Here is an 8966-nt window from a genome sequence, read left to right as displayed (position 1 = left end):
ACCGGCGCCTCCAAAACCCAGGCCGCCGCCGAGGTGGACGCCGCGATCGACCGGTGGGTCTGGTACGCCGGCTGGGCCGACAAGATCACCGCCGTGGCCGGCGCCGCCAACCCCGTCGCCGGACCGTACTTCAACTTCTCCACGCCTGAGCCGACCGGTGTCGTCGCCGTCATCGCCCCCGACTCACCCCTGCTCGGCCTGGTGTCGGTGGTCGCACCCGCGATCGTCACCGGCAACACCACCATCGTCGTCGCGTCCGAGCCCGCACCGCTCGCCGCGATCACCCTCGCCGAGGTCCTCGCCACCTCCGACCTGCCCGGCGGCGTCGTCAACATCCTCACCGGACACCGCACCGAACTCGCCCCCTGGCTCGCCTCCCACATGGACGTCAACGCCATCGACCTCACCGGCGTCCCCGACGGCGACGTGCCCGGTCTCCAGGACAAGGCGGCGGAGAACCTGAAGCGCGTCTTCCGCGCCTCGGACGACTGGGCCGGCGACCCCGGAACCGCGCGTATGACGGCGTTTCTGGAGGTCAAGACGGTGTGGCACCCCGTGGGCGTCTGAAAGCGGAAATGCCGCGGAGTGTGTAGAGCGTCACGAACGGTGGAATAGAACCCCCCGTAACTGATCATCACGGGGGGTAGATCAGTGCCTACCAAGACCGCATCGCGTACGACGACGAGCCGAGGTACGGCCGGGCGTACGAAGAGCACCACGGCGAACAAGTCCACGGCCGCCAAGAAGACGGCCACCAAGAGCACCTCGGCCGCCAAGTCGCCGTCGAGGTCCACGACCAGCCGCTCGACCGCGAGGAAGACTCCGGCGAAGCGGACCAGCGCCGCGTCGAGCCGGACGTCCACGGCGGCGTCGACGCGCGTCACCAAGGCCGCCGACCAGGCCAAGGCCGCCGCCACGCAGATGAAGTCGGTGGCGACCAAGGCGTCCTCGTCGGCCAAGGCCATGACCGCGATGACCAAGGCCATGACCACCGCCACCAAGGCGATGACCGACGCCGCCAAGGCGATGAACGCCGCGGCGAAGGACATGGCGAAGCAGAAGGCGGCCACGGCCACCAAGAGCAAGACCGGCACGACCGCGCGCAAGAGCACGGCGTCCGGGACGGCCCGCAAGACCACGTCGGCGGCGAGCCGCTCGCGGTCCACGGCGTCGGCGCGGGTGACCTCGCCGAAGTCGACGGCGCGCAAGACCACGGCGTCCAAGACCCGGCCGTCCACCGCGAAGAAGACGACGGCGGCCAAGCCGCGGACCAGCGCCGCGCGCAAGTCCACCGCGTCCTCGTCCCGGACGACCGCGAGCGCCCGGAGCGGTACGGCCCGCAAGAGCGGCACGTCCCGCTCGTCCGGCACCGCCCGCAAGTCGAGCGCGTCCGGGGCGGGCAAGACCGCCTCGACCCGCCCGCGAGCGGGCGGGGCGACGGCCCGCCGGACCGCCGAGACGGCCGCCACGGCGCCGCCCGCCGGCCCGATGGTCGAGCCCAAGACCTCCAACGGCCTGCAGCACTCGACCAGCACCGACGGCGGCTTCCTGACCGGCCTGACCAACGCCGGCCGGCGCTGACCCGCCCGCGCCCCGCCCGCAGCGGCGCACGGGCGCGGGCGGAGCCGGCCGCGCACCGCGCGCGCCGGCCGGCGATCCACTCTGGCCGCCTCACGGGAGGGCCCATTGGACGAGAAGGACATCCTGGCGCGCATCGACGAGTACGTCGGTGAGGAGCAGCGGCTGCGCGACCGCTACCAGCGCGGCGACCTGGACCGCGACGAGGAGCACCGGCGGCTGGAGGACCTCGAGGTGGCCCTCGACCAGTGCTGGGACCTGCTGCGCCGCCGCCGGGCCCGGATCGACGCGGGCGCCGACCCCGGCGACGCGGACGCGCACGTCCGCCCGCCGGACGAGGTCGAGGGGTACCTGCAGTGACGCAGCCCCTCACCCGGCGGGCGGGGCTGCGCTTCGGCCTGTCGCTGGCGCCGGACGCGTCCGTCCCGCTGGTCCGCATCGCGCAGGACGCGGACCGGTACGGGCTCGACCTGCTCGGCGTCCGGGACCGGCCGTACCTGCGCGACACCGCCGACGCGCTGACGCTGATGGCGACGGCGCTGGCCGTCACGTCCCGGATCCGGGTGCTGCCCGCCGTGGCGTGCCTGCCGCTCCGGCCGCCCGCGCTGCTCGCCAAGGCGCTCGCCACGATGGACGCCCTGAACGGCGGGCGCGTGGAGCTCGGGCTCGGCGCCGGCGCGTCCTGGGACGGCGTGGAGGCCTACGGCGGACGGCGGCTCGACGCGGCCGCCGCGCGCCGCTCCCTGGAGGAGGCAGTGCAGATCATCCGGCTGCACTGGAGCGACCAGAACGGGCTGCGCTTCCAGGGCGAGCACCACCGGTTCGCCGCCGCGCAGGCCGGGCCGGCGCCCGCGCACCAGATCGGGATCTGGTTCGGGGTGACCGGGCCGCGGGCGCTCGACCTCGCGGGCCGCGTCGCCGACGGCTGGATCGCGCCGTCGTCGCTCGTCCCGCCGAAACGGCTGGCCGAGGGGCAGCGCCGCCTCGACGACGCCGCCGCCCGGGCGGGGCGCGCCCCGTCCGAGCTGCGCCGCGTCTACCTGCTCGAAGGCTCCATCGACGCGCGCGACTCGCGCGGCTTCCTGCACGGGCCGCCGCGCCAGTGGATCTACGAGCTGACGGAGCTGGCCGTGGGCCACGGCGTCGACACGTTCCTGTTCGGCGGCGACCCCGGGCAGCTTCCGGTCTTCGCGCTGGAGGTCGTGCCCGCCGTCCGCGAGCAGGCCGCCCGCGAAAGGCGGGGCCTCACCGCCGGTGCGGCGCGGCACGCCGCCCCGGCGCAGGCCGCCCCGGCGCACTGACCTCGCTACATGCGTTCCGGGGTCGGGACGCCGAGCAGACCGAGGCCGGTGGTGAGGGTGCGGAGCGTGGCGGCGCACAGGGCCAGGCGGGACGCCTTGGTCGCCTCGTCCGGGGCCTTCAGGACCGGGCAGTTCTCGTAGAAGGTCGTGTAGGCGTCGGCGACCGAGTAGATGTAGCTCGCCAGCTTGTGCGGCTCGGCCGCGTCGTAGGCCTGCTCGACCGCGGTGCCGAAGCCCAGCAGCTGCAGGGCCAGGGCCCGCTCGGCCTCCTCACCGATCACGATCGGCCCGGTCGCCGACTCCGGGTCGGTGCCCGCCTTGCGGAAGATGGAGCGGATCCGGGCGGTCGCGTACTGCAGGTAGGGGCCGGTGTTGCCCTTGAACGAGATCATCCGGTCGAAGTCGAAGATGTACTCGCTGTCGCGGGCGACGGACAGGTCCGCGTACTTCACCGCGCCGATGCCGACCGCGTCGGCGATCTTCGCCCGCGCCTCGGGGCCGAGCGAGTCGTCGGGGTTGACCTTGTCGTACTCGGCCGCGGAGCGCTCGACGGCCTCGTCCAGCAGGTCGATGAGCCGGACGGACTCGCCCGAACGGGTCCGGAACCGCTTGCCGTCCGTGCCGAGGACCATGCCGATCTGGGCGTGCTCGGCCCGCACCCCGTCGGGCAGCCAGCCGGCCATCCTGGCGGCGGCGAAGACCATCTGGAAGTGCAGCGACTGGTCCGCCCCGACGACGTAGATGATCCGGTCGGCGCCGAGGTCCCGCACCCGGTGCCGGATGGCCGCCATGTCCGTGGTGGCGTAGCCGTAGCCGCCGTCGCTCTTGCGGATGATCAGCGGGATGGGCGCGTCGTCGCGGCCGGTGAACCCGGGCGGGAACACGCACAGCGCGCCGTCGCTGATCTGCGCGACGCCGGAGCTCTCCAGCTCCTCGGACACGGTGTCGAGCATCGCGTTGTAGATGCTCTCCCCGGCCAGGTCGGCGTCGGTGAGGGTGACGCCGAGCCGCCCGTAGACCTTGTTGATGTAGACGACGGTGTCGTCGATGAACTGCTGCCAGAGCCGCAGCGTCTCGGGGTCGCCCGACTGCAGCGTGACGACCCGGCGCCGGGACCGCTCGGCGAACCCGGGATCGGCGTCGAACTTGGCCCGCGCCGCCTGGTAGAAGCGGTTGATGTGGCCGGCCGACAGCTCGGCGGCGGCGGCCTCCTCGCCGACGTCGAGCAGGTGCTCGATCAGCATGCCGAACTGGGTGCCCCAGTCGCCGAGATGGTTCTGCCGGACGGCCTTGTGGCCGAGGAACTCCAGCATCCGCACGATCGAGTCGCCGACGATCGTCGTCCGCAGGTGGCCGACGTGCATCTCCTTGGCCACGTTCGGCGCCGAGTAGTCGACCACGACCGTCTGCGGCTCGGCCGCCTTCGGCACGGTCAGCCGCTCGTCCTCGAGGACCCGCTGCGCCTGCCCGGCGATCCACTCGTTGCTCAGGGTGAAGTTGATGAACCCGGGCCCGCTGACCTCGACGCCGGACGCGACGTCCGCCACGTCCAGCTTCGCCACGATCTCGTTGGCGATCTCGCGCGGGTTCTGCTTCTCGCCTCGCTCACCCTGCAGTCGCTTGGCCAGCGGCAGCGCCACGTTGGCCTGAAGGTCGGCGAACTGCGACGGCCGGATGACCGGGTCGGCGTCCGCGTACGACGGTCCGAAGGCGGCGCTCAGCGCCTCCTGGACCCGGGCGGCGAGTACGAGTTGCGGATCGGGCATGTTCCAAGGTTATCGGCGCGCACGGACCGCGCGGCACGAGTTTTCGGACGCGCTGGGAGCGCGACGCGCTAGGTCGCGGCGGGTGGTTCGGTGCGTTCCGGTTCGGGGGCGGGCGCGGGGGCCGGGGGGTGCGGCGCCGGTTCCGTGGGTTTCGGGGCGTCCGCGGGCCTCTCCTGGGGCTTCGGAGCCCTGTCGGCCTTGTCCTGGGAGTCGCGCTTGTCCTGGGAGTCGCGTTCGCTGTGCGTCCAGCGGCCGAAGCGGGACGTCCGGGTCGCGGCGACCTGCTCGCGGATCCGCTCGACGATCCGCCCGGACGCCAGCCGGTGCGCCAGCTCGCACGCCGAGGTGATCGCGCGGGCGTGCGAGGCGCCGTGCGCGATGACGACCGTCCCGTTCAGGCCGAGCAGGACGCCGCCGCCGTAGGTGTCGGGGTCGAGGCGGTCGCGCAGCTCCTGGAGCCGGCGGCGCTGGAGGAGGGCGCCGACCCGGGCGGGCGCGCTCGCGGTCATCGCGGTGCGGATCTCCGCGAACGCGGTCCGGATCGTGCCTTCCATGGTCTTGAGCGCGACGTTGCCGGTGAAGCCGTCGGTGACGACCACGTTGACCTCGCCGGCGAGCAGGTCGTGGCCCTCCACGTTCCCGGCGAACTCGATGCCGTGGCTGCCGCCGGACAGCAGCTCGTAGGCGCGCTTGGTGACCTTGTTGCCCTTGCCCGGCTCGGACCCGATCGTCAGCAGGCCCACGCTCGGCCGCTCCACGCCGAGGAGGATCTGCGCGTACGCGGTGCCGAGCGCGGCGAACTGGACCAGCCCCTCCGGCTTGACGTCCACGGTGGCGCCCGCGTCCAGCAGGATCGTCGGGCGCGGCGCGGTCGGCAGCGCCACCGCGATCGCGGGCCGCATCACGCCCTGCTGGCCCTTCAGCCGCAGCCGGGACGTCGCGACGACCCCGGCGGTGCTGCCCGCCGACACCAGCGCCGACGCCCGGCCCTGCTTGATCAGGTGGCAGGCGATCGCGATCGACGACCGCGGCTTGCGCCAGCTCGCGAGCGCGCCCTCGCCCATGTCGAGGGCCTCCTCGGCGTGCACGATCGGGATCTTCCCGGCGAAGCCGTGCCGGTCCAGCTCGCGCTGGATCCGCGGCGCCTGCCCGACCAGCACCACCCGCACGCCGTGCGCGCGGACGGCGTCGACCGCGCCCTCGATGATCTCGCCGGGCGCGTGGTCGCCGCCCATCGTGTCGACCGCGATCGGCAGCGGCCGCACCGTCGCCGGACGGCGGGCCGCCGGGCGCGGCGGCTCGCCTTGACCGGTCATGGGTCGCTCCAGGAGGGGAGAGGGACGGGTGGCGCGCGCGAGATCCGCAGCTCATCGCATGGTAAGTCCTCGGTTCGGGTGCCTTGGCGGTGCGCGCCCCGAGGTGGCGAGCCTCACGCGCCCGGGAACGCCGCGCCCGCCGCGCCGGACGGCCCGCCGTGCCGGGCAACGAATGCGCATGATCAGGGAAAAGACCGGCACGCACCGCATGTGACACGGTACGGACGGTGATGTAGCGGACGTGGAAATGGTGATGAATCGCAAGAAGGCCCTGATCCTGGGCTCCGCCGTGCTCCTCGTCCTGGTGGTCGCGGGCGCCGCCGCGTGGCTGCTGGTCACCTCGGGCGGCGAGCTGACGTACAAGACGCAGGCGGCGCTGCGCAAGGCGATGCCGGCGAAGGCCGCCGACGAGCTGAGCGTGCGCGGGGTGACCCTGCAGTCGCCGCTGAAGTGCCAGAACCTGCCCGGCTGGACCAAGCACAGCATGCGGGTGTCCTGCACCGGCACCACCGCCGACAACAAGCAGGTCAAGGTGCTCGGCAGCGGCGAGGAGCAGTCCAAGAAGAACTACTTCACGATCCTGGTGGACGGCCGCCCGGTCGTGGAGAACGCGCAGTGCCTCGGCACCGCCTGCCACAAGAAGAGCTAGGCGGGCGCGACCGGGAGCCGCCGCGCGGTCAGGAGCAGCCGAGGCCGAGGCAGCCCTGGTCGAGCACCTGCCGTCCGGCGACGGTGACGGTGTAGTTCTCGACGGGGTGCGCGCTGTCGGCTTCGCGGGCGGTACCGGCGACCACGACGGGCTGCCCCGCCTTCGTCCGCGCGGTGCAGGACACCCGGACGGTGTCGCCCGTCTTCGGCGTCCGGCAGGACGGGCGGGCCTCCAGCCGGATGTCCCGCTTCTTCAGCTCGGCCACGACCCCGTCGGTGACGGCGTTGCGGTAGGACTCCTCGGAGATCCGCTGCATCACCTTGCATCCGGACACGGCCACGGCCAGCACCGCCGCCAGGACGAGGGCCTGGAGGCGCCTCATACCGTCTCCTCCGCCCGCAGCACCTCGGAGACCGCGTCGGCGACGGCGTCCGGCCGGTCGAGCTGCACCATGTGCAGCGAGTCCGGAAGATCCACCTGGCTGCCGTAGGGCGTCATCTTCGCCAGCCGCGCGTGCCCCTCCGACCATTCGCGCTTCTTCGCCTCCCCCTTGAGGTCGCCGAGCGCGGTCAGCACGACCAGCGGGACGGCCGGGAACGGGCGGCGCTCGCGGAGCCGCACCAGGTCGACGGCCTGCTCCCGGTACGCGATGTCCTCCGCGATCACGGTGCCGAGGACGGTCCCGCGCCCGTACACCGAGCGGACGACCGCGTCCGGGACGGGTTCGTCGCGCCTGCTGGTGTGCTTGAGGACGGCCCGCCGGCCGAGCGGCCCGAGGACCTTCGCCAGGCGCGTCGCGCCGAAGAACACCCCCGCCGCCGTGGCGAGGGGCGTCACGGCCGCCGCGTACCGGACGAGTTCGTGCGGGTGCGGCTCGTAGCTCGGGTCGACGAGGACGAGGCCGCGCACGAGGTCCGGGCGGAGCCGGGCGAGCGCCTCGGCGTGGAACCCGGCCATCGAGTGCGCGACGACGGTCACCGGCCGGCCGGCCCGCTCGGCGAGCGCGGCGAGGACGTCCGCCTCCCGGCGCAGCGTCGGCGCGGCGATCGCGGCGGGGCTGAGGCCGAGCCCGGGACGGTCGAAGGCGATCACCCGGTTCCGGCCGCGCAGCAGGTCGGTGCTGGGCCGCCAGTCGAACCAGGCGCCGCCGAGGCCGGAGCTCAGCAGCAGCGGCGGCCCGTCCGCGGGGCCCTCCTCGACGACGTGGACCTGCTCGCGGCCGACGTTCACGAGCTCGCTCGCGGCGGCGCCGGCGGCGCTCCTCGCGCTTCCCGGGCTCCTGTCGCTCATAGGCACGTCTTCTCCCGTAGCGGCGGCGGGGAGGCCGGGGTCCGCCCGGCGTTCCGGCGGTCGATGTAGAGCGCCCAGGCGATCAGCAGCAGCCCGGCGCACAGGACGCTGATCTGGACGCGCTGGATGATGCCGAGCCAGCGGCCCAGGTACATCGCGAGCAGCGTGCTCAGCGCGAACACGGTCTCGGCCGCCGCGACCACCCAGCCCCAGCGGGCGAGCACGGGCCACCATCCGTAGCGGCGCGCGGCCAGCGACAGCAGGAACAGCGCGATCACCCCGCAGGTGATCACGACGGTGCTGGTGACGGAGTGGAACTCGTGCGAGAACGACACGTGCTCGGAGCGCTCCCGCAGCGCGCACCACGTCTCCAGGTTCGGGGCGCAGTCCAGCGGGAACGAGGCGTCGCCGATCGCCCAGATGCCGAACAGGCCGAGGAACGCCCAGCCGGCGGTGGCGAGCGGCCGGCGGCGCAGCCGGCGCAGCGTGCCGGCCGACACGATGATCGACAGGATCCCGGTGATCAGGTCGCCGCCGCTGTAGACGAGGTGGAAGGGCTGGTCGATCGCCGACAGCTCGCTGACGTAGCCGTTGACGACGTCCAGGTCGGGGCTCAGCCAGTTCTCCAGGAAGAAGGAGGCGTAGAAGAGCGCCGCGAGGAACGCCAGGACGATCACATAGCGCGGGGCGGCCCCGGGGCCGCCGGGGTCGTGGAGGTCCGGTCCGCCGGTGCGGGTTCCGGGCGCGGTTCCGCCCTGGCCGCCGGCCGGCTCGGCCGGACCGTCTGCGTCATGGGAGTGCACACCAGCCCCTTCGCCCGTCCGCGGTGCCGCCCTCGCCAGTATTTCCGAACATCGTGTCAGCGTGTGACCTGGGGCGCGGTTTCCGGAGTATCCGCTGGCCGAAGCGTGGCCCTCCCGTGACGGAGAGGTTGACGTCCCGTAGTCGTTGAACAAGGGGCGCGGCGTCGACGATGATGCAGGGGCGATTTGTCGGGATCCGGGCTGACCAGCTTTTTCCCTACCCTGTAGGGGGTATCAATTCGGTATGAACCGGTCCCAAACGG

General features: G+C 73.2%; 9 protein-coding genes and 1 pseudogene. 5 read left to right on the top strand and 5 right to left on the bottom strand.

Annotated elements, in window-relative coordinates; translation table 11 throughout:
- From AB0C78_RS42830 to AB0C78_RS42815, 4 genes are all read left to right on the top strand, one after another.
- The coding region (locus AB0C78_RS42830; protein ID WP_360759770.1) for an aldehyde dehydrogenase family protein at window positions 1-567 on the top strand (567 nt) is incomplete at its 5' end.
- An 84-nt stretch (window positions 568-651) separates the two neighbouring features.
- Complete coding sequence (locus AB0C78_RS42825; protein WP_360759767.1) at window positions 652-1581, top strand: hypothetical protein; 930 nt, start codon at window positions 652-654, stop codon at window positions 1579-1581.
- Between the two features lie 105 nt (window positions 1582-1686).
- On the top strand, window positions 1687-1938 hold the full coding sequence (locus tag AB0C78_RS42820; RefSeq protein ID WP_151545014.1) for a DUF2630 family protein: 252 nt from the start codon (window positions 1687-1689) through the stop codon (window positions 1936-1938).
- Window positions 1935-2879, top strand: coding sequence for an LLM class flavin-dependent oxidoreductase (locus AB0C78_RS42815; RefSeq protein WP_225992294.1), 945 nt, complete (start codon window positions 1935-1937; stop codon window positions 2877-2879). Before AB0C78_RS42820 ends, AB0C78_RS42815 begins: the two co-directional genes overlap by 4 nt.
- Window positions 2880-2884: 5 nt before the next feature.
- Here the strand turns inward: AB0C78_RS42815 and argS are convergent, their stop codons facing one another.
- Entirely contained in the window at window positions 2885-4645 is a 1761-nt protein-coding gene (gene argS / locus AB0C78_RS42810; RefSeq protein WP_360759762.1) for an arginine--tRNA ligase, read from the bottom strand.
- Window positions 4646-4920: 275 nt separating this feature from the next.
- Window positions 4921-5961 (bottom strand): annotated as a pseudogene (gene plsX, locus AB0C78_RS42805) (phosphate acyltransferase PlsX); the annotation flags it as partial.
- Between the two features lie 253 nt (window positions 5962-6214).
- Between plsX and AB0C78_RS42800 the strand changes: the two are divergent.
- Window positions 6215-6610 (top strand): hypothetical protein, encoded by a 396-nt coding sequence (locus AB0C78_RS42800; protein WP_360759759.1) that lies wholly within the window; start codon window positions 6215-6217, stop codon window positions 6608-6610.
- 28 nt (window positions 6611-6638) lie between these two features.
- Here AB0C78_RS42800 and AB0C78_RS42795 read toward each other — a convergent pair whose 3' ends face one another.
- Genes AB0C78_RS42795 through AB0C78_RS42785 form a run of 3 tightly spaced genes read right to left on the bottom strand, consistent with a single transcriptional unit; the run spans window position 6639 to window position 8703 of the window.
- The gene (locus AB0C78_RS42795) at window positions 6639-6992 is read right to left on the bottom strand and encodes a hypothetical protein (RefSeq protein ID WP_360759756.1); all 354 of its coding nucleotides are present in this window, start codon (window positions 6990-6992) and stop codon (window positions 6639-6641) included.
- A complete protein-coding gene (locus AB0C78_RS42790; RefSeq protein WP_360759753.1) occupies window positions 6989-7900 on the bottom strand; it encodes an alpha/beta hydrolase in 912 nt (303 codons plus the stop codon). The genes AB0C78_RS42795 and AB0C78_RS42790 overlap by 4 nt, the downstream gene beginning before the upstream one ends.
- Entirely contained in the window at window positions 7897-8703 is an 807-nt protein-coding gene (locus AB0C78_RS42785; protein ID WP_360759750.1) for a DUF998 domain-containing protein, read from the bottom strand. The genes AB0C78_RS42790 and AB0C78_RS42785 overlap by 4 nt, the downstream gene beginning before the upstream one ends.
- Between the last annotated feature and the right edge of the window lie 263 nt (window positions 8704-8966).

It is taken from the genome of Actinomadura sp. NPDC048394 (assembly GCF_040651755.1).
Taxonomy (GTDB): domain Bacteria; phylum Actinomycetota; class Actinomycetes; order Streptosporangiales; family Streptosporangiaceae; genus Spirillospora; species Spirillospora montaniterrae.
The sequence above is the reverse complement of the archived record's forward strand: the minus strand, read 5'-3'. Positions and strand labels throughout refer to the sequence as shown.